Consider the following 21,962-nt stretch of genomic DNA (forward strand, 5'->3'; position numbering starts at 1 on the left):
CATCCGCTGGAACGAGCACGACGTCACCCTCGATCCAGTTCACTGAATCGGATTGATCTGTGTCAACGCGATTGACTTGCCCCATCGGCTTTAGCCGATGGGGCAAGCGTTGATGGCCGCCGATGACGATGATCGGCCGCGTGATTTTCTCCAGTTGCGGCGATACCGTTCAGCATCACTCGCACGGCCCCCAGCCATCCTCCCCAGGTTTTTCCCGCGCTCTCAGGTGTCAATAGAGTCGTCAGCTCGGGTTCGCTTGGCGGCGTTGAATTCGATCGAATAAACCGGGCGCCGCGGCATGGATTCGGCAAGTCGGTCTTTCGGAACAGACCTTCCATCGGTGGAAGAAGCAACACGCCGGGATGCGGTCGGGTCGGGTGTGCTAACCCAAGCAGTTGCGGAACAAGCACGCGAAACTCAAGAAGCGGGTTGCCGAACTGAGCGGGACAAGGCCATCCGGCAAGACGTTGCCTCGAAAAAGCGGTCCGGTCCGCGCCGAGGAGAGACGCGACGGATTACGTGGTGAAGCCGCCAAGGATTGACGATGAGGCGGCCCTGTCGGCTCGTGAAGCAACCGCATAGCGTTCAGTACTACCGGAAGCACGAAGGATCCTGGTGCGGACCTCCGTTCACGCATGCGCAAGATTGCCTATGCACGTGTGCGCTACGGCTATCGACGTGCAAGAACAACGACACCCGCGAATCGCAGGATGAATAAGGCGTCAAACGGGGGCAAATGAGAAGCGCCGAGCGCCTTTGCTCGCGGAAGGTAGCCGACTCCAACACCTCGGCGGAGAGCCGCCACAGGTAAGGATTCCATGTCTGGCATTTCAGTCTGCCCACGCTGCTATTCACAACTCGCCAAAAGCATTGGACCGCCCAGGAGATCCCAGACGCCGTCGACCTATGATTGGCGAAACACGGCATCAAGGATTTCGTGATCGATGCGCTCAACGAACTCGAACACCTCATTGCATCGATTCAGTTGGCAATATTTCAATCCGCCTCGGAAAATCCTGTAATTATCGATAATCAATTATCTGAATTTCATGTCATTTCACTCGATTCATTGAGCAATGACGCAATTGATCAAACAGGCGTCGCAATTCCTATGAATTACAAATTCAATTCAAATAAATAATAAAGTGCTTTCTATAGCGTGTGCGGGACGTCCCGGCTCGATTGTCCCGACTTCAAGGATCCGACAGAATTGCGAAAGGAGTGTGTCATGAGCGGTCATTGCATGCGGTGGAAAAATAATCATCTTTCGTCCTTCTTTACGGGCATCATCTTCGCAGGCTTATTTTTATTCTCTACGTTGAGCCATGCGTATGACGCCTCCAATCACAACCTCGCGGTTTCCAATGGCCTGAAAGCTTCCGGCGATATTTTCGACAATAAAACGATGTCAAATCTTGGCAGAGCCCTCATGAAGCCGGATTCGGATCAGTGGTATAACCTGCCGGCTCATTGTGATGGCGGAGATTACTTGAGCCCGAAGAACAACGACGGAAAAGAATACCCGATATCCAGAAATCAAGCAAATGATTATTATAATCAATGTGTCAGGGAGATGGTTCGCTATTTGAACGCAGCCGTACAGGCCGCGAGCGGTTTGGTTCTGCCTGCTGGATCGGGATACAAGATTGACACGACCCAGTTGATTAATTCCAAAGATTGCGGAAATAACGATGAATGGGCTTGGGTCAAGGGAAAATACGATTCGAACGGGATCTGGAAAATGGGAAGCTACAAGCCATCCGGACTTTCTCAAGATTCACGTGCAAAATGCAGGGTTTTGAGAAATTTCGGGAGAATTCTACACGCGACGACGGATTTCTATGCTCACACCAACTATGCAGACAAAGCCAATCCCGCCATGCCCATTGGTGTGACCAATCCTCCAGGGCTTGATCTGGCACCCACGCCGGCACCTTTGCTGGAAACCTACTCTCTGTGGAAGTACAGGAACTCACTAGCTGACCCGGAAGGTGAAAAAGCAGATCAAGCCATGAAAGATAAAATTGAAAAATCAGAAGACAGGTTTCCTGTTAATTTGACCTCGGGTTGCTGGGTTTACTCCGACGAAGAATATCAAAGCAAATGTAAAAATAGAATCTCGGAGAGTAGCACGATGCAAAAAGATCGTTCGACCGATAATCGATCTTTGGCGGCAAAAGGCAATTTTGAAAATACGTTCGCCACGGCGACCGCGGACGTTCTCAGACAATGGGAAATCTTGAAAGCCGCATTGAATGACAAATATGGCCCCGAGAGAGCAACTTACATGATAGATGCAATCAGCAAAAATTAATCGCATCCCTCATTTCGAGGCCTCGTGGACACGGGGCCTCGATTGATCGACACAGGATGCGAGTCGAACCTCTTGGCTATGGGAAAGTGCACCAGGCAAGAGAGGCGGCCACCATAGAACGTATCCTGCGCGCCGCAGTAGCCCGGACAGCGCCGGCGACGGTACGTTCTTACCGTCGCAAGCTATTGTTCTGTCGGTTTTCACGGTTCTGCTCTACGGTGCGTTCCTTCTGCTGCAAATAGGTCTCTACCGCAGCTACTTCATACAACCGAAGGCGGGTACGCTATCCGTTCCGCTCATCGATACGCGAGATGCATCCGCCAACGCCCCAGGCGGAGTCAGGGTTGAGAGGAGACAAAACATTCGCACACGCAGTTTTGCTCATCGCACTGATGGTTCCAATCGTTTTGTTGGCCCATGATCTTGCCGTGGTCATCGATTATGGCGTGGCTAATGCCGGTGCACCCGTTGCAGTCGGTGGCGTGCTGATCGCCATCATCGTATTCACACCAGAGTCGATCACCGCAGTCAAAGCGGCGCTTAACAACGAGACGCAGCGAGCCATGAATCTCTGCCTCGGTGCGTTCGTATCCACGGTTGGGCTAACCGTACCAGCGGTCCTGGCAGTAGGCCTTGTCACCGGCAAAACGGTGATACTCGGGATCTCGCCGCAGGAAACCGTATTACTTGTCCTGACTTTGGCTCTCACGCTGCTCACTTACCTCGGACAGCGCACGCCCCCCCATGCAAGGCTTCATGCATCTGACTCTGTTTGGCGTGTTCTCGATGCTTCTATTCACCCACTAAAACGAATTGGATAGCCATGGCACCTGCGCAGTCGCTCATAAGGTCATTTATTTCGACGCGGCAGCCGCTATAACTATCCAAGCAATTCCCTCAAGACCAAGCGCCTCAAGAGCCAATCGGAGACCAGGCCCCTGAGGCGTTTTCTCACGTCACGGGAAAATTCATTTAATTAAAATATCATATTTAACCGGATTGCTCGCGCATTGCCCAATACCACACTGGAGCACCGTCGATACGAGATTCGCAAATATCAAAAATGCAAATATTCCTGTCGCGATCATTCCCCAAACATTTGTCCGCATCGACCTCACACCTGTATCATTGCCCACGCCTGCACCTCGGATTGAGATCAATACGGCTACGAACATCAAAATCAACACCGCCGCTATTACGCACCAAGTGTAGAAATGCAACCCCAACAGTGTGGATCCATAACCGCTAGATCCAGGAACGATATGCAACAATACTTGCCGCCCCGCCATCATCCCCGTTATAAGCGCGCTTAAAATCACAAATCCATAATGCATACCACGAGCACCATACTTCACATTCATCGCAAGCCCGAGGCCGACGAGGATTAACCCAATACGCTGCAACAAGCAGAGCGGACACGGCAGCTCGCCCAAGGCCAGTTGATAATAGAACGCAACGGCCAACGCCACACAAATGCCGAATAACGCAAGTATGTCGAGTGCATCGCAGGTCAGCACAATGCGGCTAATGTCGTTTCGTCTGATTGATGTGCTCATGTCGAAATATCCTTCAGAACGACAGATTGAGAGAATCGGTCATATGGTGCATGAATGATGCGAGCGTCACAATTAACGTGATGGCGATCAACAGCATCGCCGCTCGCGATCGCACATCACAGATAATTGCAGCCACCGACACGAGAGACAGTAGGAACGGAAGAAACATGAACATGAGAAGCTCTCCAGGTAAGTGAATGAACAAGATCGTTCGGTCAGATTTGAGCTGCTCAGTACAACTCAACGGCTACGATTCGTTCGGAAAACAATCAGCGTTGCGGAACCGGGACAAAGTGGATTGGGATGATCTGACGGTGATCGTATTCTCGGAAAATATGTCGATCCGACTCAAGGCCGTCCCGAAGCGTGAACCGAACTGTGGGGGGCATTTCAGTTGACTCGACAGCCGTTGGAGACTCCGTGACGGCGCCGTACCCGTTGGAATGTCGCGCGTGGATTCTGCGAGGTTGGCGACGAAAAGAGCCCATCGAGCCCGCCCGGTAAGCTGGCCGTATCAGCTATGCGGGTAACGTTGCCAACCGATCGGAGTTGCCCTGCGACTGATCATCGAGCCCCACCTCCCAGGTGGGGAAACGAGTGAGACTGAAGCGACGATCGCTGCCGTGGTGGAACGAAAAGATCGGAGCGGTTCCCCCGGCCACAGCAGCCAAATGCCGCTGATCGCCACGGCTACCGCGATCAAGCGGTCCCATACATTCAAAAATCGACTCGACTGAACGCGTTCACCAGACATGGACACCTCTGATTCTTATTTTATGAACAATCAAAATTCATCGGCTCACAATAGATTCTTCGATTCTCAAAAAAACGGAATACCTTGATATCAACCATTGCCGGTCAGCAACGAACGAGTGGACCGCAACGACAAGAGCGTGCAGACCACACCGGAAATCAGATAACCGGTCAGAGATACGAGCCGAACATATTCGAGAGCGTCAACACCGTCAGGGGCGTGAATGCGGCCCCGATGAGCCACGCCATGTCGGTTGTGATGGCAGCACCGGATAGCGTAATGGTGCGGCCAAGCCCGCCGATTGCCCGTACGACAGCCCCGGCAACGTGAAACCCGGGACAATGAATACGGCTTGGGCCGTGTGTCCGTCCAGCAGCCAAGGCGCGCCCGATGATCACACCAATAGCCATCTCGCCCGGCTTGGGTGGATGGCTCGGTCGTTCCAGCCCCGACGTTTCATTCAACGACGTGCTGGAATTCGCGCTTGTTGGAACGACGCCTCTGGAAGACATATACGCGTGCTTTCCTCGTGAACGACAAAACATAAGCACCCTACCCCATCACAGCGCATCGCGATTCAATTAATTTTCCGGAAATTAAAATTTATACCCATCACAAACAACAATACACCCAGAATTCACAAAAATAACTTATCTATTATTGTCGTTCATTTTATACAATAAATTCACACTACCAAAGAGTTGATCGAGCAACAACCCTGATCCCCATGATTCAATCTGATATTTCCCACCAAAGGCTCGATGACTTCATTATTGATGGGACTGATGGCGGGCTCCATGGCCCACCGGGCCGTCCAGGTGTTGGTGTTGGCGATCGCGGGCGGCCATCCAGCGACGCCTGTTCATGGATGCGCGCCATTGCTTCATTGATGCCATCCAGACGGGGGTTGATGGACCTTCGCACTGAAGGGCTCCTGCTGGAATTGCGGTCCAGCACGAGCATTTCCTTCTGATGGCAGAATAAATGCAACGCCCGAAATTACTTGATCTCGACTCGACTATTTAAGTGGCCGTCGTTTTTAGTCGGGGCTCCACTCAACCCCGTCTGACTTTAGTCAGGTCCGGGATTCACAAAATCATGGAGTTGTGGACTTTCAGAGGGGGCTCAGGGAGCGCCGCGGAAGCCCGGCATGGCGGAAGGCAGCAGACTCCAACAATCGTCCGGGGAGCCCCGTCAGGTTTGACTCCCACTCTGCCAGACCATGCCCTACCCATCATCCTACCCATACTGCAAGATCAATGGCGGCGAGAGACCAGAACCTGGCACACGTAACGTTTCCGATCCAGTCGTCGTGGCGCAATCCCAAATCCCACTTGATCGCCAATCGTGGGACAGAGCCCATGCGAGGCGGCGGTCCGCCCAGTCGTTTCGCGCCAATACCGTAAGCAATATAAGATACGGAGCGCCCCTGTCTGGCGCCTTTGGCAACTAGTCACGCTGTCTCAATTGCGCAACGTCAGACTGATGCACCTGTTTTCCAAGCTGTTCCGCGTCTCCCGCCTTCTAACGCCGCGCATAGTGACCGACTAATGCTCACTGCCGGCTCGGACGCCCGAAACCGACCAAGAACCGACGGTGTTTGTTGTGTAGATGCCGGTTGCAGTCATTTTCGGGACGCGGACAGATCAGACCACGGCGAGCGTCGCGGCATTGTCGTCGAATGGGTTGCGCCAGTCGTTGCCGCCGAAATCGTGGACGTACCCTTCGATCTTGCCCGGTTGCCGGCGGCCGACGAGCGAAAACACGGCGCCGCGAGCGGCAATCGGAAGGGCAAAGGTCACGTAACAGCGGTCGACGATCGGCAGATCGAGGCCGGCGAGCCGCGCCAGCGTCATCACCAAGACGGCAGGCGAGCCGGAATGAAGAAATTGACGGAGCAAGTCGGCGGCCGCTGGCGGCGTGGATGCGGAAGTCAGCATGGCGGCGTAAGTGTCTGCCGGATTGATGGTGCTCCTGATTTGTTCACGCCAGAGTCGCTCGATGACGCGGACCATCCGCGTACCGGTGGCGAGATCCGGCACAAGGATCACGGCTTTTCCCGCGCACGGCTGGATATGATCGTTCGCGTCGCCAAGCACCGTGCGCGCGACCCGTTCCAGCATGCTTTCGGTGAGCGGGGCTCGTCCACGATTCCTCTCGCCACCATCGCCTAACGCGCCACCCCTCGCGTATTGCCTCACCTGCACCGGCACCAGGAGCTGCTGCCGCACCGCGTCCTGAAACGCCAGGTCGCGGATCGATTCGCCGAACACCTCACGAACTTCTTCACGAAGCTTGATCGATCCAAGGGGCCCGGAGCTGAACAGGATATAAATGCCGCGCGGGAAGCGGGAGACGACAGGTAGGGCTCCTGAACGCAGGTTGTAGCCGATCACGACGCAATCGTCCGCAAATGGGCCGGGCAGTGCATCGAGTTGCTGCACGGTCGTCACGACGACGTCGGACGACGCGGTTCGGAGTACCTGTTCGAGCTCCGCTCCGCTCTCTGGCACGACCAGTTCTCTCCGCGTGTCTGGTTCGAGCATGTCTTTGTACAGTTGGGCAAACTGCATCACGAACCCACGCATGTCGATCAACACGACGTAGCGCAACGAATTGAGCTGAGGGTGCTGCATGCAAAGCGCGAGATAGGCTAGCAGCGAACCGGAGATGCCTGAGCCGCTCGTCTGCGTGACCACGCCGGCGCGGCGATTGCCCGCCTGTGCGGCGAGCGTCGCATCCAGGGCGCCAAGCGCAATCTCCTGCTGGTGCGACCTGAGCGTGGACTTCAGACGAAGCCCGAACTTGTCCAGCGCGTGCGCGAGTGAATCGAGCGGCGGCGTATCCCCGCCCGGCGTATCGCCTCGCAAGATCAGATCTTTCGCCTGCTCCGCCCTGGCAAGATTCTCGACGAGTTCCGCGGGCACCGGGTCAGTCTGCGAGCCGGTCATTTCGCTGGTCGCACGCGCCTCGGCCAGCAAGCTGCTGAAATCGGCGGTCTTGCCGCGCAGTTCGAGCAGTTCGTCCGCCACCTGTTTGGCCGATAGAAAGGCCTGGAGAAAAGTCGTGGCGTCGGACATGGCGACGACGGTACGTTCCGTCGATTCCGGCGGGTTCGCAGGCGCTTTGGCTTCGCTCAGACAGGCATCGAGCAGGGCCTCGCCGTCGCACTCGAACAGCAACGAGAACGCCCAGATCGCGCCGCGTCGAATACCGAGCAGGTGTTCTTCGGCAGGCACCAGTCCGTTACCAGCGTGATAAAGGTCGTTGCGCAGTTCGTGGTAGAAGACGAGCCATGCACGCTCGATTTCCATCGGGACATCGAGGCTCTTCGCATGGGCTTCGAGAAATTCCAGTTTGGTGTGGAAGTTCCTGTTCCAGTTGACGACAGCTTCCCGTGCGAACTGGCGATTGCCTCGCTGGATCGGGTTCAGCGACAGATAGGTGATGACGGAAACTTCGATGCTGTTGTCGAAACCGACCATCGCGATGCGCCGATCGAAATCGGTGCCGCTTCTCAGGTGCTCCTCGGCATGCCGCAGCAGTTCGAAGGGCGTTTGCGCCCACGGCTTGAGTGTTCCCGTCGCCTGCATCTTCCAGTCCCCGGCGTATTTCGTGAGAAAAAACGGCAGTATGTTTCCGCCTTGTATCGATCGTCTGCATGGCGTCGTGCTCGTCGTTCACGCGGATCGCATCGCTTGCTCCACGTCGGTTGCGGACCATGGCGCGCACGTATTGTACGGGACGCGAGGCAAGCCATGCATTCATCCGTGCCGCGTTATTATCGCCGGCAGACGCGTCGCGTGGACTTGCACTGCGCGTTTAGTCGCGGTGACTGTTTACAGGGTACAACAGCCTTTCCTGTAACTAGGTCGTAGCGCGAACCATCGTTCGCCGCCTGATTACTGCGCCTATACATCTGATAACCGCAGCTTCCAGGCCGACTTTCACAGCTCTGTGGAGGACCGTCACATTTGACGCTAACGAACAAGGGGCGTTGACTACCCCCCGGTTGGGTCGTCATCGTGGATCGAGCCCGGATGCATGCAAACTGCCAAGGTCACAAAAAATCGTTGACTGGAATGCAAGACCCGCTGTGTACCGTGAAAGTTATACTCCTTATAGACAGGGGGCGGCTACTGGAATTCCCTGTGCCGAATAGTTTCCACAGGCTATCGCGAATTCGACCATAGATCGCCCGACTTCTCGGCGTTTTCAAAGAACCAGATTCCTGGCTGAGATCGCCGGATAGACAAAGCAACCGCATGCACCCGACAACCGGACCCGAAGATTCCATCCTGCCGCCGCCATACTACGATGGGCAACGACTTCCACTCAGCTCGCTCAGCCCTCCGCAATTCGAGAGCTTTGTCTTCGCCTGTTTTCTAAAAATTCAGTGTGAGACAGGCATAAGGATCACGGGCAAACCATCCGGCTCCGGCGATGCCGGATTCGACGTCGAGGGAGAATCCGTAGCAACCCAACGGATCGTTTGCCTTCAGTGCAAACGACTGCAAAGTCCACTGGGTACTGCCCAGGTCGCTGAAGAACTGGCCAAGGTTGCCGCAACGTCGACGCTCGATGGTTCCAACATCGGGGTTCACCAATTCCTCTGCTCGTCCAGCATAAGCCAGACCCTGCGCAGGCAAATTCGCGAACATTCCCGCCAGCAGCTCATCGACGCGGCTTCGGCAAAACTGATGGACGACGGACTCGAGCAGCTTGCGCGCTTACGCCGGCGTCTTGAAGCGGTAGGTCGAGATCCCCGAGAGGTAGTCGAACAGTACGTGCGACAACTCGACCAACTTGTCGTATGGGGCGCAGACGAATTCGACGCTGCGCTTTCGTCAAACTGGATCGAGCTGCAGGATGTCGTCGAGCAACATTTTAAAGTGGCGACCGTCGTTCGAGAACATCCAAGGGCGACCTTCAACCGCTCACGGTATCTGGCGACTCATCGCAATTTCACGGTGGTTGTAGAGCCCCGGATTTGCAATACGGCCTTGCCGGAAGGCCTCGCGACGTCCTCTGCAGCCGATCCCCGGCCATACGGCACCATGTCAACGCACACGCTGAAGTCACTGGACGACATACGCCAGATGGACGACGGCGAGTTGGCCATCATTCTCGGCGATGGCGGCATCGGAAAAACTGCTGCACTCTCCCTTCTCCGCGCCAATACGGCACGAGAGTCATCCGATTCGATGCTTGCCGTGGTGATCAGCTTGGCGAACTATCTGCCGGGAAGTATCAACGCCACCATTCATCAGGAACTCGGCGTAGTTCATGGAAACTGGCAAACGCTTCCGGACAGGATATTGCTGCTTTGTGACGGACTGAATGAATGCCCCGCCCCTCACATGCAGGCCTTCCTGAATGAGCTGAAGCCCCTGCTCGATCGCAATCGCGTCGTCTGCGTCATCGCAACCCGCGATTCCAACCGGCGCAGCCGGCTGGTGTTGCCGAAGACGCCGTCTGCCTGCGTACAGCTTGAGGACCTAACCCCGATGGGAGTTCGTCGCCTCGCCCAGGCGGAGCTCCCCAATGATGAAGCCAGCGAATTTGTTCGCGCATACAGAGCTTTGTCGGACAGGTCTGGATCCTCACATTTTTGGACGCCGTTTGCCGTCCTGGCTGCGATCGGACTATGGCGCGAGGCGGCAGAACTGCCTGCAACTCTGGGCGAGATTTTGCAGGCACTGCTCCTGGGTCGCTGCAGGCGAAACAACGAGCTAGGGGACGAACTGGCCCCCGACGTTATCCTGCAACTAGCCGGCGCGTTAGCTTTTCACGGAATCTTTCACGACGGACGACTGGAGTGCCCGGCGACTCAGGCCGGCAAATGGATCGGACAGGCGAGACAGTTGTGCTCTGACGCACTCGGCGTTTCGGGCATGAAGGATACCGAGGTCGTTAATCTGCTCATCCAGCACGAACTTCTCCGCAAAACAGAGAATGGCCACCTCCATTTCGGACATCAGTTGATCGCTGGCGCACTCTCAGCCCGGTTCCTCGCTCGTAACTGGAGACAACATGGGCAAACTCTCGGAGAATCAGTTGCCGATGATGCGTGGGTTTTCGCAGCACAGCTGGTCCCAGATGGAGAACGGATTGATTTTCTGAAAGCCATTTTCGAGGCTGACGTAGTACTCGGATCACAAACTGCCCTAGAAATGCCGCGGGAAATTCAGGCCAGCGCAGAACAATGGCTCCTCTACTCCGTTGCTCCGCAACATCCTGAGGTCGCGCGAGCCCGTGCGCTGCATGGGCTCTCGAATCTCAAATCAGAGAATGCGATCGGAAAGCTTCGCCAGCTTGCCGTCGACAAACGCGATCCCGTCCACTATGCTGCGCGCAGGGCACTTTCAGCGAGTGGCGATGTTGCTTTCCTTCGCGCCTTGCTGGTTGAAATGGACCGTATCAAGTCAACTCCGATCACAATGACCGGAGGTAACGTAGCAGTATGGGAATGCGCCTCGCTTCCGGTCCGCCTAGACCTGGCAAGACAACGGCTGATCGAATCGTCACCCGGTGACCTGGTGGCGGAATCCCTGTTCCACATCGCCTACGAACGCGATGCCGATGACGAAGAAATCGTGGTACGCCATCTCGATGCGGCATCCGATCTGGGGACGTGGCAGGTTGCCCTGTTCGCGCTCCAGCAAATCGCCCCACAGCGCGCAACCGAGAAGGCCAACGCGGCAATATCAGCCGAATTATCGATCACCGGAAAAGCCAACCTGATCCGGTCGGCGACATCGGCTGGAATTGAGATCGACGTATCTCTGGCATTTGCGTGTGCGACCGCAGACCTTTCCGATGTGGAAGCTTCCACGGAGTCCAATTTTCATCTCAGCCAGTTGATCGACGACGTACTTCGAAAAAAGATGCTCCCACCGGAGCTCGTCGAACAGGTGGAGAAAAAACTCCCCCCGAGCCTCGGCGAGCGCCGACTACGTTTATGGCAATTAGCTGCGCAATGCCCCAGTCTCATGCTCGCGAAATACTCGCTTGAATGTATCAGACAGTGGGGCGACGACGCAGGCTCGGCATGTGCGTTCTTCCTCGAACAACACAAGCTGCGCAATGAGTATGCCGACGAACTGTTGACCGCGTGCGAAACCGGTTTACGCTCGGAGCTTGACTGGCATTGCTGGCGAACAGAACGGGCACTTAAGTTGGTTGCAGAACTTGGATTCAGCGCAGATGTGGTCGAGCTGCTTTCTGCCGCAATCAGGCGTCTCTCTCGAGTGAGAGAAGTCGTCGAACGTGAGAGCGTTCACGGGCTTGACTTGGTTGAGCAAAATATCGCCAGCAAGATTTCGGCTAGCACTCCCCGGCATGGTTTCGAGTATCTTGTGTCGTCGCTCATACCCGCCGCTGCACTCGCGCGAAAGCTTCTCCCAAAGGAGCTCCTGCTCTCGTTTCTGTACTACGACACGCATTCGATCGCATACGTGCGGGATGATTTCCGGGCGATATTTTCCGACCTAGATGACCAAGAAATTGACACTATCCTAGTAGCGATCACGGATGAGTGGACATTGTTGTCGGGCCTGCTCGCATTGAGTATCCGCCCGGCAACCCCTGTTCGCATCAATCTCTTGCGGCGTTGTTTGGAATCGGGCTACATGCACCCCGCTAAACTCCATCTTATCGAGCAAGCAATAGACGCATGTTGGAATGACGGGATCCTAGTCATGGTGACCGACGTCATTGCTCGAATCGAGGACTGGCCCGAAGCAGCGGCAAATCTGTTCTGGTCATTTGTACGGATGGTAGCCCGCCACTTGGGCGCCGGTGACGTCGCGATGCTTGAGCAGGCGCTCGCCCGAGCTGTTACGCCCTTTGCGCGTCGGATCCTGACCATCTGGCGCGATGGTGTTTCCAGAGGCGAATTTAAGCTACCCGTTACACAATTCGACGTAGAGAAAAATTTACAGCATACAGATCTGAGTCCACCACCCATGCCACAATGATTGATGGCTATTTCGCCAACCAGGTTTTGCTTAATTCGATGCCTCGAGCGACAACAGCCTCCGCTGAGACCTTGACTACGCCACACTGATGCAATTCGAAATGCGAAGGGGTGTTTGATGCTCAATGCCCCGACTCCAAATCGCGACCAGCTATTTCAGGAGGTATGGACTACCCTTATGGTGCATGTCGGTAGTAAATACGGCATTTCTGGAACAGATGCCTCACCCATATAGCCCTGATCAGCAAATGCCAGCTTCACCGTCTGGCCCGTTGCCTGCCGAACCTGGCGGGTGGAGTTGCCCCTGTAATACCGGACACAGCGTCACACTAAGGTTGCTGAATCCATCGAGCGCCGGAACTCGCGAGGCGAGCGGTATTTCAGCGCGCTATGGGGATGCTTCTCGTTGTAATGCTCGAACGCGATGGCCAAGTTGCGTGCAGCAGTCGCTGCGTCCGGCTTCGGCATGAAGGCGACGTAGTCGCGTTTCATCGTCTTCACGAAGCTCTCGGCCATCCCGTTACTTTGCGGGCTGCACACCGGCGTGGTCAATGGCTTCAGACCGATGGCCACTGCGAACTGGCGCGTGTCGTCGGCCGTGTAGCCCGAGCCGTTGTCGCTCAGCCACTCGATTTCGGACGGGGTATGCAGTTCGTTGCCAAACCGATTTTCCACTGCAGCCAGCATCACGTCGCGCACGATGTCACCGCTGTGGCCTGCCGTCGTGGCCGCCCAGCTCATCGCCTCACGGTCGCAGCAGTCCAGCGCAAACGTCACGCGCAGCGGCTCGCCGTTGTCACAGCGAAACTCGAATCCATCGGAGCACCATCGCTGATTGCTGCGCACTACGGCCACCTTGCCGTCGTGTCGACGTTGGGGGCGAGGCAGAATCGGCCGACGCTGCATCAGCAACCCATGTGTGCGCATGACGCGATAGATGCGCTTGGCATTGAACGGCACCAGCCCAACCGCGACGCGCTCGTTGCGCAATATGCCCCAAACCCGGCGATAGCCATAGCTGGGCAAATCGCCGATGACCCGGCGGATTTCCTCGACTGCGACCGCGTCGTCAGTCTGCCTCGATTGACGGCCATCGCGCCACGTCGCCGGACGCGACAGTCGTGCCGATACGTTCGAGCGCGACACGCCGAGAACTTCACAAACCAGTTTCACTGGTCGTCCTCCGGCAGCGAGGGCGAGTGCGCTATCCATTTTTTTGCCCGGCCGTACTCGACTGCTTCGCGGAGAATCTCGTTCTCCATGGTCTTCTTGCCGAGCATCCGTTGCAGCTCACGAATCTGCTTGAGCGCGTCGGCCAGTTCCGAGGCCGGAACCACCTCCTCGCCAGCTTTGACCGCTGACAGGCTCCCATCCTGGTACAGCTTGCGCCAGTGGAACAGTTGGTTCGGATTCACGCCGTGCTGGCGCGCGACCATCGAAACCGATTTCCCCGGCTCGAAACTCTCGCGAACCATCGCCAGCTTCTGCTCCGCCGTCCAGCGCCGCCGGCGCTCCGGGCCCGTCAACACTTCCATCACTTCCTGCCTGGTGTTAGTCAAAAACACAGTCTTATGCCTACCCGTTATTGTAAGTGGGTGACTGTGTCCGGCGCTTCAGGGGGCTGCTCCAGCGGGCAAGCTCTGCCACCTATGCCCACTCCTGTTCATTGGCTGGCGTAATGTGCACAACCCGCAGGTTGCCCAGCGTATCGACTGCCATGTGCACCTTGCTACCCCATTTGCGCTTGTGGCCAAGCGTAACCGGCACGTGGACCGCTTTCGCACGTCGACTGCAACGTGCGCCCATTCAGGATGTCCCGCCACCGTACGTTTCCAGTGCATTGGGCTACACCTGCGTGAAAGCATCAGTTCACTGAAATCGGTCACCAGAATCAACCAGCGCACGGAAAACCTGCAGCACTTCCAGCTTTGTCTGACCTGCTGCCACAACATGCAGCAATGCGTCATATTCGAATCTCACGGACACGCTTGAGCGAGGATTGAGCAAAATACAGTCAGACCACTCCTCTCCGCGCCCTTCGGTCGCCGCAGCATAGCTTAGGAGCCAGTACAGAAGTACCTGGCGATAGTCGGCCATTGAAAAATTCTTGTGCGCACACTTAATTTCAACTAGCGTCCGGTCAAACGCAAAATCACCTCGCCCTGGCGATATCCATCCAAGCCCGGGTATCTTCGGTCCAATCTCAACCTTCTTGCCGCCAGCGACCTCTGAAAGCGTGCTTGTCAGGTTCTGGGCAATCCTCTCGGAAATGAGCCGGTCCTGCTGTGCAATTTCAGCAGGAATCTCTGCGTCGAAATACCTCCGTTGCCGGCTCAAGGCGCTTGCCTTCGCATCCTCCCACTTCAGCGAGCCTGTGGCTAACACACTTTCCGCGCAAGCGATACCGAGCTCAAACAGCATTGCGTTCTGCAAAGTACTACTTTCGATGAGCACCTGGCTAAGAGGGAGCGTCGACAAGAGCGTCCGACTCTGGTTGAGATGAACGACAACCCCCGTGGTTAGCTGCGGAAATACGATCTCACAAAGCCCGGGAACGTTGCGTGCAACAGTACGGGGGTCATGCAAGGTCTTTTTCATCATCGCACCATCGCAGAAAGGCCTTGGCAAACGTGTCCTTCTGGGTCTGCGTCTCGATCCCCAATCTCAAGGAGGTCGCCATATTCGAGCTCAGTTGCCGTCGAACCGCCTCCCCCTGGTCTCCAAACGAGTACGAGGCTAGCCATAGCGAGCGCTGACATTCCGGGGTCATGCTCGACCAGTTGTTACGAACTGCGTTAAACGCGGGCCTGTCGCTCCAGCGTCTCCAGCACTCAATGCAGGCCCGCTTTACCGTTTCAGAACGAGTCGAGTCGAAGACTTTCCGCACGTAGACCGCCCTGGACTTCGTATGGCCGCCATAAAGCGTCCGAAGATAATGCAGTATGCTTCCCTCAGCCTGCAGTAGATGCGGACATTGCTCAGGAATGCAGTCGAGATACCAGTCAATGCTCGAATGAATTTCATCGAACCCAGGATCCGTTCGAACGGCATAGACACCACGCATGACGGCAGCCCAGGAACCACGAAACGAATTAAGGTTCTTCGGCTCCAGGAGCGTGGCGACAAGACTGATCGCGTCTTTCGGCGCCTGCAAACGCAACGTCCTGGTTATCTGCGAAACCAAGAAGTTATCGGGAAGGCCTTTGTCCAGTTCCTGATTGAGGATTGTCTGAACTTCCAGACCGGCGACTGTATCCTTCAGTGACTCGTAATCCTCCAGTGCGGTATCCGAATACGGATCGAAGTGCAAATCGATCGTAACGAGTCGGGCAGCGTTTTCCCCTGCTCCGCCGAGTTGAGCGGACACGAAGTCACGGTAGTGTTTCGCGGTAAGGATGACTGTCTTCGTCTTGTTAAGACTCAGGCCATAGTTTCCGAGCGCGTACGACAGCGTAGAAAGTGCTCGATACGCGTCCTCAGCGGAATTCGCGACAAGCACATAGTCATCAACATATCGGCGCCACGTCAGGCCACTACTGGTGATTTCGTGGTCTATCGCATTCATGAAAAGCTCCGCGAAGATTCGCGACGCCTGACCTCCTACCGGCAAACCGAATGACCGTCCCGATGAGAACTTCCCGAGCAGTACATTGACCTGGTTCCCTAACCTGCCATCTGGAAACACGTCGTTCAGCGCGTTTTGCAAATAATGGTGGGAGATATGCTCGTAGAAACTCGAGACATCCGTTTGAACAACAACCAAGTCATCTTGTGCGGCAAGGCTCAAGCTGTCTTCGCGAAAGCGCCGCCAACTTGCTGTTCTGTCAAATAGCTCGTGCTCACCTGTCCGGTCATAACGATAAGACCTGGCGCCAGGGTCACGATAGTCTTCGATCGCTTCAGCAACGGCTATCGCCAAGCCGTTCAGATACACGCTCCAGAACGGATGGATCTTTGTAGTGATACGAAACCCCGAGGAACCCGCAGGAGTAAGAAGCCGCTCATGAAACACCGTTAAGGCGTCGACCTTCTTATCGCTGTTTGTGGGGCCATCACTCTCCAGTTGGTTCCAGAAGGCACACGCGGCCGACGCCAGTTCATCCTGCCTTGCCTTTACAAAACGGGTGTCGACATCGAACGGCAACGTGTCGTTGTCGCCACGCACACCAATGTCTGCGGCGGCACGTTGAAAGTGATGCAGGGTAACTTCTGGCATGGCTTAGGGCCCGATTTCACGGCATCCAAAAAGAGTAAGCGTTTGCCGCGCCGTCAAAGCCGTGAACGCCTTGGACACGTTCAGTCGGCTCTAGAGCGCGCACCAATTTGGGGCATTTTTGCGTCCATTCATCGCACTGCAGCGTTACAAGCATACGCTCACCACAGAACATTGACAATGTCGGATTTTTGGAATTTAATTCTGACAAACCGGGAGGCGTGCGATGAGCGACGGACCGCATAGAAGTCTGCCAATGCGAAAGGCCTGGAAGGAGCTTGCCAAGCGCGGAGATCAGTCTACCTACGATCTGGAACAGGTAACGGACGCCGCCAAGCACGCGCTCGCGCGTGACTTCAGAAAAGAAGTCGACTACTCAGTGATTAAAGCCCTCAAGGACGTCTTCACGGGGCGCGACAATTCCTTGGGCCTACCAGAAATCGCTCTTCAGCAACTTGAGGAAGCAAGAACCTTGGCGGCCGGGTCCGTATTTGGACTCAACGCGGTCGCCTGGGGTGTTTACGTTGTGAACAGCGGCCGTCTGGACGAGGACGCGTTCCTTGAGGCAATAGGCTTTGCTGCCAAGGAGCGAGGCATCGCAAACACGCGTCAGATTGAGGAGCACTACCTCAGAAAATCCAATATGCGGCGCGCTAACGATCTGAGAGTGCGGCTGTACACCGCCATCTCAGGGATGTCAGAAAAGCAGCTAGGCTTGGCACTCGTGGCACCAGAGACGGCCCACAAGTCCACGCTGAGGAAGCGGTCTGAGCTGAGCGACGGGGTGCCGTTGTGATGAGCAAGAAGTCGCAATTCATCGAACTCAAGGAACTTGCGGTCGACGTCGTTGAGATGGGCGCGCGGCCACGCAGAGGAACGCTTGCCTGCAGGCTGGAAACGAACATCAGCTTTGACACCGAAGTTCTGGAGACTTTTTCATCCACTAACTGGCAGCCTGTGGTCTACGATGCGCTCGTCGTTGCGGCCGCGGTCGAGTTCTGTGACCGCAGCCTCGCTCGCAGCAGCATTAACTGGGGCCGGCGCTTTCACGTGCACATCCCTGTTCACGACCCCGCAAGGTGGTTGGATCGCTCAGTGTCTAGTTCACTCACCAACGCCCTGAATTTTCTCACCGGCGACGATTGGCATTTTCATTTTCGCGCCCGCAAAGCGAAGGCAGTTCTTCCTGCCCAAAATCGATTGGAGTTTCCGTCTAACGCCGAGGCCGTCATTGCTTACAGCGAAGGAATGGATTCACGCGCCGTATATGGATTGGAACATCGACGGCTTGGAAATCGGTTAGTTCGCGTCCGCGTTGGTACCAAATGGCATGATGTACCCAAGAAGAAACGACTGATAGCACCGTTTGCGGCGTTACCCTATGAAGTCAAGCTGGACAATGACAATGCTGAAAACAGCGCGAGAACTCGCGGCTTCAAGTTTAGCCTGATTGCTGCTATTACAGCATATCTTATAGATGCCACTACCGCGATCGTTCCGGAAAGTGGTCAAGGCGCCCTCGCCCCGGCAATGTTACCGGTCGGACAAGGCTACGCCGATTACCGGAATTACCCTGCCTTTACTGTACGGATGGAGAAATTTATTTACGCGCTGTTCGGGCATCGACTCCACTATCACTTTCCGAGAATCTGGAAGACTAAAGGGGAGACGCTGCGCGAATTCGTCGACGCGTATGGCGACTCAGCGAACTGGCTTGAAACCCGCTCTTGCTGGCAAAACGCCAGACAGGTGTCTGTCTCAAAGTCGAGACGACAATGTGGAATTTGCGCAGCCTGCCTGTTACGCAGGCTAAGTGTCCACGCTGCCGACCTGTCTGAACCTGCAGACAACTATGTGTGGGAGAAGCTCAACTCTCCTACGTTCGAAGCGGGCGCGGCGGCAGGATTTAATCACATTACTAAGGCTCTTCGCGAATATGCGATAGCCGGGACTCTTCATTTCGATCACCTCGCAGCGATTCGAGATTCGGCAAGCTACGATTTGGTCAAACGCAGAGCAATGAGCGACCTATCCGGATCGCTCTGCGAACCTCTGGAAAGCGTTTCCCAGAAGCTGGACCGGCTTCTGGAACAGCACGCAAAGGAGTGGTCGGCATTCACGAACGATCTCGGACCCCAGTCGTTCGTCAGGAAATGGATGGATATAGCATCATGACCAAGTCAACTCAAGAACTAAACCCAGTGGAACTTGGTGAAAGACTCAAGATAGCACGGGAAACCGCGAATCTTACCCAAGATGCTGGAGCAAAAGCCGCTGGCGTTGCTCGCACTACTCTTGTAGCTATCGAGAAAGGTCAACGCACTGCTCGAATTGACGAGCTACAGGCGCTTTGTCGCCATTACGGCATATCGGTAAATTCCCTACTTCGACGCGAAGCCGTCCACATTGACCTCATTCCGCGTTTTCGGTCGCTTCCCGAGACGGCAAGCGAGGGAATCGAGCAGGCCGCACGCACCTTAAACGATCTTGTGCGATCCGAAGTCGAGCTTGAAAGCGTTCTCGGCATTCAACGCCAGCGAAATTACCCTGCAGAAAAAACGATAATGCCTGGAGACGTCCGGGCCCAAGCGGAACACGATGCACAGATCCTGAGACATTGGCTAGGTCTCGGGGAAGGACCGGTCCAAAACTTGTTCGCACTTATGGAGCTTCAGCTCGGCATCCGAATTTATAGTCGCAAGCTTGCATCATCAGTATCGGGCTTATTTGCTTACGACGATGCCGTCGGAGCATGCATTCTGATTAATGCAAGCCATCGGCGGGACCGCCAAACGCAAACGGGCGGACACGAATTGGGGCACTTTATAGCGACTCGCCGACGACCTGAGGTCTACCGGGATGAAATGCACGATAATTCCCGCGAAGAGCGCTACGCAAATGCTTTCGGACGAGCGTTCCTCACGCCGACGCGGGCAGTGATGGAAAAATTCAAGGAATTGACTACGGGGGCAACTCACCTTACGCGTCGACATGTGATACTCCTCGCTAACTACTTCGGAGTATCTCGGCAAGCTATTGTCATCAGGCTAGAAGAACTAGGCCTGACCAAGAAGGGAACGTGGGATTGGTTCAAGGATAATGGTAGCATTACCGATGAACAGGTCCGGCAAGTCCTGGGGGCAACTGAGTACGATACCAACGTTGACAACCCACAATCATCCAGGCTCTATTTGTTGGCGATAGACGCCTGGAAGAAGGATTTGATTAGCGAAGGTCAAATGGCGGAAATGCTGAAACTTGATCGGCAACGCGTGCGAGAGTTACTCGACGAGGCTGCGGCGGAAGAGGACGAGGCGGATGACCTTTTCAAGTTGCATCACTAACAAAGATTCGGAGCTCGTGCTGGACGCCAGTGTGGTCATCAACTTGCTGGCGACGGGCCACTCCAGCTCAATCCTGCAGGCGCTCGGTACCCCGATCGTGGTAACCGACAATGTCGTTCGGGAAATCCAGAAAGGATCTGCAGATGGTCGGCCAGAAGCTGCGCAACTGGAACTACTGATACTCGACCGGCATCTACGCGTTGAAAAACTAGAGGGACCCGCGTCAGAAAGCTTCTTTGAATTGGTTGGCGGGTCGGTATCAGACTCGCTCGACGACGGCGAAGCCGCGACCCTGGCCTTTGCGCACAGTAATGGCTTTACTGCTGCGATCGACGAGAAAAAAGCGACGCGAATTGCCACGGAGCGTTTCGCGTCACTACGTCTTGTCACGACCGTTGACATTCTCGCCTATGCCTCCGTGCAAACACGGTTGGGGACTCAGGCATTGGCTGAAGCGATGTTTCGCGCGCTTCGTTTCGCGAGAATGCAGGTTCAGGAGCGCCAGTTCGATTGGGTCTCTCAGCTCATCGGACAAGAGAATGTTCCAGCTTGCTCGACGCTGAGGCGACATGCAAAACGCAAGCTCGCCGTACGCGGACCGTTAGTGTGAACGCGCACAAAGCTGCGCATAGAGACTGTCATTTCTGGAAATGTGATCGCACGCGCTGAGGTGTACTCGACATCGTCAAGATGAGACTGATCTGCCTACCAAGGCAAATCATCTTTCGTGTCTACAGCCGCGCGCCGCTGTTAGACGACTGTCGTGAGTTACTGCAAAACTGGGCCGATTTGGTCGATATTCTGGCATCGGCTCGCGCGTAAACCAGCGACTCGCTCTCGTTAAACGCGATGCGAGCGCGAGCCCAAGACCCGCGCCCGACACACTCACCTGCGAGCGCTTCTTCGAAGGTGGCAACACAAGCTGTAGGTGATCGACATACCGCGCGGGATTCGCGCCGGTACGATGGCCCAAGACTGTTTCGGCGTCGAGTATTGCCTTGATACGGCCGCGCACACGACGTGCGGTCTCCGCCTTCTTCGTCCATATCGGTTGAAGGATCCGCACGATCATCGCAGTGTCGATGTCGCGCACCCGAACGTCGCCGATAATCGGATACGCGTATGTCTTCAGCGTATTACCTACTGCTGGACATGCTTGCGATTTCTCCACTCCGGTTTGCGCGCGCGAATGAACGTTTCGGCGGCTTCGCGAAAAGTCACGTTCGCATCCACGGAGATATCAAGCAACTGTCGGCGCTGTTGCTCGCGCCGGGCAAGAATAGGATCCAATCTGTTCTCAGACCGTCTCACGAAGCCCGGTGGCCAGTTTCCGTGCTTCGCCGAGCGAGACCCGCGAAAGCGGCCCGAGTCCCATTTCCCGCACGCGCCCATTGAGTTTGAAACGAAAGACCCACGAGCGCGCGCCACTGTTCGCGATCTGCATGTAAAGGCCGCCGCCGTCAGCGTAGTGGCCAGGCGCCACCTCCTTTGCGACCCGCAAGGCGCTGAGCCGGTGCAACTGTCGTCCTGCCATGTTCCGCTCCTTCTTACCCACAAAACCCATGTCGCTACCCATACTTCGTGTAGAAATTGTGCGGGACCTGGGGGGAAGCGGCAATCATCCTGTTACCCACAAATCGCTTTGGAATCAGAGACCTATGGGGCACCCAAAGAAGTCGACGGAACGACCGGGATGCCTTGAGTGGCGGAAGGCAGCCGGAGTCGAACCGACCTGGGAGCGATAGACGCCCCCAACTGGGTTTGAAGCCCAGCCGCACCACCGGATACGAATGCCTTCCTGCG

Annotated in this window: 17 protein-coding genes, 1 tRNA gene and 2 pseudogenes; 9 read left to right on the forward strand and 11 right to left on the reverse strand. The window is 55.7% G+C overall.

Features of this window, described 5'->3' with window-relative positions; genetic code table 11:
- Positions 1 to 937 precede the first annotated feature (937 nt).
- From RZR99_RS10725 to RZR99_RS10735, 3 genes are all read left to right on the forward strand, one after another.
- On the forward strand, positions 938 to 1,141 hold the full coding sequence (locus RZR99_RS10725; RefSeq protein WP_323119739.1) for a hypothetical protein: 204 nt from the start codon (positions 938 to 940) through the stop codon (positions 1,139 to 1,141).
- 87 nt (positions 1,142 to 1,228) lie between these two features.
- Positions 1,229 to 2,314 (forward strand): hypothetical protein, encoded by a 1,086-nt coding sequence (locus RZR99_RS10730; protein WP_323119740.1) that lies wholly within the window; start codon positions 1,229 to 1,231, stop codon positions 2,312 to 2,314.
- Positions 2,315 to 2,625: 311 nt separating this feature from the next.
- The gene (locus RZR99_RS10735; protein ID WP_323119741.1) at positions 2,626 to 3,135 is read left to right on the forward strand and encodes a hypothetical protein; all 510 of its coding nucleotides are present in this window, start codon (positions 2,626 to 2,628) and stop codon (positions 3,133 to 3,135) included.
- A 147-nt stretch (positions 3,136 to 3,282) separates the two neighbouring features.
- Here RZR99_RS10735 and RZR99_RS10740 read toward each other — a convergent pair whose 3' ends face one another.
- Positions 3,283 to 3,870 carry a disulfide bond formation protein B gene (locus RZR99_RS10740; RefSeq protein WP_323119742.1) on the reverse strand — a complete coding sequence of 196 codons (588 nt, stop codon included), beginning with the start codon at positions 3,868 to 3,870 and terminating at the stop codon, positions 3,283 to 3,285.
- A 13-nt stretch (positions 3,871 to 3,883) separates the two neighbouring features.
- On the reverse strand, positions 3,884 to 4,045 hold the full coding sequence (locus RZR99_RS10745; RefSeq protein ID WP_323119743.1) for a DUF5993 family protein: 162 nt from the start codon (positions 4,043 to 4,045) through the stop codon (positions 3,884 to 3,886).
- A 22-nt stretch (positions 4,046 to 4,067) separates the two neighbouring features.
- Between RZR99_RS10745 and RZR99_RS10750 the strand changes: the two genes are divergently transcribed.
- Positions 4,068 to 4,268, forward strand: coding sequence for a hypothetical protein (locus RZR99_RS10750; RefSeq protein ID WP_323119744.1), 201 nt, complete (start codon positions 4,068 to 4,070; stop codon positions 4,266 to 4,268).
- Positions 4,269 to 4,794: 526 nt separating this feature from the next.
- Here the strand turns inward: RZR99_RS10750 and RZR99_RS10755 are convergent.
- Positions 4,795 to 5,136, reverse strand: a complete 342-nt coding sequence (locus RZR99_RS10755) for a hypothetical protein (protein WP_323119745.1) — start codon at positions 5,134 to 5,136, stop codon at positions 4,795 to 4,797.
- Positions 5,137 to 6,270: 1,134 nt separating this feature from the next.
- Complete coding sequence (locus tag RZR99_RS10760) at positions 6,271 to 8,217, reverse strand: DEAD/DEAH box helicase (RefSeq protein WP_323119746.1); 1,947 nt, start codon at positions 8,215 to 8,217, stop codon at positions 6,271 to 6,273.
- A 672-nt stretch (positions 8,218 to 8,889) separates the two neighbouring features.
- On the opposite strand from RZR99_RS10760, the gene RZR99_RS10765 reads away from it, so the two are divergent.
- Complete coding sequence (locus RZR99_RS10765) at positions 8,890 to 12,603, forward strand: hypothetical protein (RefSeq protein WP_323119747.1); 3,714 nt, start codon at positions 8,890 to 8,892, stop codon at positions 12,601 to 12,603.
- Positions 12,604 to 12,926: 323 nt separating this feature from the next.
- Here RZR99_RS10765 and RZR99_RS10770 read toward each other — a convergent pair.
- From RZR99_RS10770 to RZR99_RS10785, 4 genes and pseudogenes are all read right to left on the reverse strand, one after another.
- Positions 12,927 to 14,137 (reverse strand): IS3 family transposase gene (locus RZR99_RS10770; protein WP_323119748.1). Its coding sequence is split into 2 segments (ribosomal slippage): positions 12,927 to 13,822 and positions 13,822 to 14,137, totalling 1,212 coding nucleotides; the frame shifts between segments, so codons are not numbered across the junction.
- 115 nt (positions 14,138 to 14,252) lie between these two features.
- Positions 14,253 to 14,415, reverse strand: a pseudogene (locus RZR99_RS10775) (transposase); the annotation flags it as partial.
- Between the two features lie 56 nt (positions 14,416 to 14,471).
- Complete coding sequence (locus tag RZR99_RS10780; RefSeq protein WP_323119749.1) at positions 14,472 to 15,203, reverse strand: hypothetical protein; 732 nt, start codon at positions 15,201 to 15,203, stop codon at positions 14,472 to 14,474.
- Complete coding sequence (locus tag RZR99_RS10785) at positions 15,181 to 16,818, reverse strand: RNA-directed DNA polymerase (protein ID WP_323119750.1); 1,638 nt, start codon at positions 16,816 to 16,818, stop codon at positions 15,181 to 15,183. Before RZR99_RS10785 ends, RZR99_RS10780 begins: the two co-directional genes overlap by 23 nt.
- 223 nt (positions 16,819 to 17,041) lie before the next feature.
- On the opposite strand from RZR99_RS10785, the gene RZR99_RS10790 reads away from it, so the two are divergent.
- Genes RZR99_RS10790 through RZR99_RS10805 form a run of 4 tightly spaced genes read left to right on the forward strand, consistent with a single transcriptional unit; the run spans position 17,042 to position 20,769 of the window.
- Complete coding sequence (locus tag RZR99_RS10790; protein WP_323119751.1) at positions 17,042 to 17,611, forward strand: hypothetical protein; 570 nt, start codon at positions 17,042 to 17,044, stop codon at positions 17,609 to 17,611.
- The gene (locus RZR99_RS10795) at positions 17,611 to 18,990 is read left to right on the forward strand and encodes a hypothetical protein (protein WP_323119752.1); all 1,380 of its coding nucleotides are present in this window, start codon (positions 17,611 to 17,613) and stop codon (positions 18,988 to 18,990) included. Before RZR99_RS10790 ends, RZR99_RS10795 begins: the two co-directional genes overlap by 1 nt.
- A complete protein-coding gene (locus tag RZR99_RS10800; protein WP_323119753.1) occupies positions 18,987 to 20,159 on the forward strand; it encodes an XRE family transcriptional regulator in 1,173 nt (390 codons plus the stop codon). Before RZR99_RS10795 ends, RZR99_RS10800 begins: the two co-directional genes overlap by 4 nt.
- On the forward strand, positions 20,134 to 20,769 hold the full coding sequence (locus RZR99_RS10805) for a hypothetical protein (protein ID WP_323119754.1): 636 nt from the start codon (positions 20,134 to 20,136) through the stop codon (positions 20,767 to 20,769). The genes RZR99_RS10800 and RZR99_RS10805 overlap by 26 nt, the downstream gene beginning before the upstream one ends.
- 108 nt (positions 20,770 to 20,877) lie before the next feature.
- Here RZR99_RS10805 and RZR99_RS33305 read toward each other — a convergent pair.
- From RZR99_RS33305 to RZR99_RS10815, 3 genes and pseudogenes are all read right to left on the reverse strand, one after another.
- A pseudogene (locus RZR99_RS33305) lies at positions 20,878 to 21,348 on the reverse strand (phage integrase central domain-containing protein); the annotation flags it as partial.
- Positions 21,349 to 21,456: 108 nt separating this feature from the next.
- Complete coding sequence (locus RZR99_RS33310) at positions 21,457 to 21,693, reverse strand: Arm DNA-binding domain-containing protein (RefSeq protein WP_407655432.1); 237 nt, start codon at positions 21,691 to 21,693, stop codon at positions 21,457 to 21,459.
- 169 nt (positions 21,694 to 21,862) lie between these two features.
- Positions 21,863 to 21,958 (reverse strand) — tRNA-Sec (locus tag RZR99_RS10815).
- Between the last annotated feature and the right edge of the window lie 4 nt (positions 21,959 to 21,962).

This window comes from Burkholderia alba (genome assembly GCF_034721475.1).
Lineage (GTDB): Bacteria > Pseudomonadota > Gammaproteobacteria > Burkholderiales > Burkholderiaceae > Burkholderia > Burkholderia alba.

What these genes read in the sequence shown, in the direction of transcription:
- RZR99_RS10730 (WP_323119740.1), top strand. Translation starts at nt 1,229, where the DNA reads ATGAGCGGTCATTGCATGCGGTGGAAAAATAATCATCTTTCGTCCTTC.
- RZR99_RS10735 (WP_323119741.1), top strand. Translation starts at nt 2,626, where the DNA reads ATGCATCCGCCAACGCCCCAGGCGGAGTCAGGGTTGAGAGGAGACAAA.
- RZR99_RS10740 (WP_323119742.1), bottom strand. Translation starts at nt 3,870, where the DNA reads ATGAGCACATCAATCAGACGAAACGACATTAGCCGCATTGTGCTGACC.
- RZR99_RS10745 (WP_323119743.1), bottom strand. Translation starts at nt 4,045, where the DNA reads ATGTTCATGTTTCTTCCGTTCCTACTGTCTCTCGTGTCGGTGGCTGCA.
- RZR99_RS10750 (WP_323119744.1), top strand. Translation starts at nt 4,068, where the DNA reads ATGAACAAGATCGTTCGGTCAGATTTGAGCTGCTCAGTACAACTCAAC.
- RZR99_RS10755 (WP_323119745.1), bottom strand. Translation starts at nt 5,136, where the DNA reads ATGTCTTCCAGAGGCGTCGTTCCAACAAGCGCGAATTCCAGCACGTCG.
- RZR99_RS10760 (WP_323119746.1), bottom strand. Translation starts at nt 8,217, where the DNA reads ATGCAGGCGACGGGAACACTCAAGCCGTGGGCGCAAACGCCCTTCGAA.
- RZR99_RS10765 (WP_323119747.1), top strand. Translation starts at nt 8,890, where the DNA reads ATGCACCCGACAACCGGACCCGAAGATTCCATCCTGCCGCCGCCATAC.
- RZR99_RS10780 (WP_323119749.1), bottom strand. Translation starts at nt 15,203, where the DNA reads ATGATGAAAAAGACCTTGCATGACCCCCGTACTGTTGCACGCAACGTT.
- RZR99_RS10785 (WP_323119750.1), bottom strand. Translation starts at nt 16,818, where the DNA reads ATGCCAGAAGTTACCCTGCATCACTTTCAACGTGCCGCCGCAGACATT.
- RZR99_RS10790 (WP_323119751.1), top strand. Translation starts at nt 17,042, where the DNA reads ATGAGCGACGGACCGCATAGAAGTCTGCCAATGCGAAAGGCCTGGAAG.
- RZR99_RS10795 (WP_323119752.1), top strand. Translation starts at nt 17,611, where the DNA reads ATGAGCAAGAAGTCGCAATTCATCGAACTCAAGGAACTTGCGGTCGAC.
- RZR99_RS10800 (WP_323119753.1), top strand. Translation starts at nt 18,987, where the DNA reads ATGACCAAGTCAACTCAAGAACTAAACCCAGTGGAACTTGGTGAAAGA.
- RZR99_RS10805 (WP_323119754.1), top strand. Translation starts at nt 20,134, where the DNA reads ATGACCTTTTCAAGTTGCATCACTAACAAAGATTCGGAGCTCGTGCTG.
- RZR99_RS33310 (WP_407655432.1), bottom strand. Translation starts at nt 21,693, where the DNA reads ATGGCAGGACGACAGTTGCACCGGCTCAGCGCCTTGCGGGTCGCAAAG.